This window comes from Microcystis sp. M53603_WE2 (genome assembly GCF_030065435.1).
Genome location: NZ_JASJFF010000799.1, coordinates 1 through 1,008 on the forward strand (window position 1 = coordinate 1; position 1,008 = coordinate 1,008).

1 protein-coding gene is annotated in these 1,008 nt (G+C 49.4%); it reads right to left on the reverse strand.

The window, feature by feature from the left end; genetic code table 11:
* Positions 1 to 920: hydroxymethylbilane synthase (gene hemC / locus PX481_RS17070; RefSeq protein WP_288095132.1), on the reverse strand; the 920-nt coding region annotated here is incomplete at its 3' end.
* Positions 921 to 1,008 lie beyond the last annotated feature (88 nt).

Sequence of the window (1,008 nt, forward strand, 5' to 3'; positions counted from 1 at the left end):
CCAGCACCAGCCTCGCGCACTTTATGGGCTAAATCTCGTCCTAAGACTTCCCCATGGCTAGGATCACCGCTAACCGAGTCCTTAATCAGGCGCTTACCGTCGAGACTAGCCACCATACCCGTTAAAGTTAGGATACCATCCTCGATCGCCGTATTCACTCCGATGGGAACTTGACAACCCCCCTCCAACTCGCGTAAAAAAGCGCGTTCAGCATAGCATCTATCGCGACTAGGGGCGTGTTCCAACACTTTTAGGACTTCCAAAACCTCCGCATCTCCATCGCGGCATTCTATCCCTAAAGCCCCCTGTCCCACCGCATGGAGAGAAATCTCCGCCGGAATAACCTGATGAACTCGATCGCCTAATCCTAACCTTTCCAATCCCGCTACTGCCAGAATAATCGCGTCGTATTCTCCCGCGTCCAGTTTTGCCAGACGGGTGTTAACATTGCCGCGCACATCCTTAAAAGTCAGATGGGGATAATGGTAACGCAACTGGGCCAATCGCCGCAGGGAAGAAGTCCCCACTACCGCACCTTCTGGTAAAGTGTCTAATTGATAGTCTTGGTTTTCGCTATTTACCACCAAAGCATCGGCCGGATTAACTCTTTCGGTGACGCAACCCAAGATTAAGCCTTCCGGCAACTTAGTGGGCAGATCCTTGAGAGAATGGACGGCAAGATCGATCGATCTATCCAAGATTCCCACTTCTAATTCTTTGGTAAATAAACCCTTATCACCGATTTTCGCCAGGGCCACATCGAGAATTTTATCGCCTTGGGTACTCATCGTCTCCACCTCAAACTGTCGATGGGGGTGGTGTTTACTCAATTCTGCCTGTACCCAATAGGTTTGTACTAGGGCTAACTGACTTTTACGGGAACCGATACGCAGGGAACGAGGAGGACTAGAAACGGACATATCTGAAGTAGGAATTTAACTAAACATCTATCTGACTGCTCGATCTAGACTATCCTGATCTCACCCCTGTTGAGTAATCACTTTCTAG